Genomic DNA, 506 nt, shown 5'->3' on the forward strand with positions numbered 1-506 from the left:
GCTGTCAGACGAATTCGAACCAGTCTCAGTTAGCCGCGGAAACCGCGAACCTATCCGGAACAAAGTTGACGCCACTCGCTAAGAGCGGCGGCGCGTGTCAGCTTGAAGGTGTCTTGGCTGGCTAGCGATCTTTCCTGGTTGAAGTGGTTGTAGACGGAGGAATGGACGGACGCAAATTTCTGCAAACTTCGCATAGGCCTGAAACGTTGCATCGCACGTTCGCGTCGTCGAAACGGCAGGTGCGAGTTCTCAACCCGGTTATTGAGCCACCTGCCCGTCTGTTGTTTTTCATTGGCGCCCAGCTCTCTGAGCGCGGCTCTGTATGAGGCGAAGTGATCCGTGACGACGTTTTCCGCATTACCGTGGCGCTTCATCAATTTCCTGAGGAATTTCAATGCCGCCTGCTTGTTTCGACGTTTGGTAACGATTGCTTCCAGCACTTCGCCCTCATGATCGACGGCCCGCCAGAGGTAGTGTCTCTTGCCATTCACCTTCACGAAAACCTC

General features: G+C 54.5%; 1 protein-coding gene. It reads right to left on the reverse strand.

The window, feature by feature from the left end:
• Positions 1–50: 50 nt before the first annotated feature.
• Positions 51–506 (reverse strand): IS6 family transposase (locus ACR0MQ_RS23035; RefSeq protein WP_480611325.1); only part of this gene is annotated, 456 nt, incomplete at its 5' end.

It is taken from the genome of Ruegeria sp. AN6 (assembly GCF_056540425.1).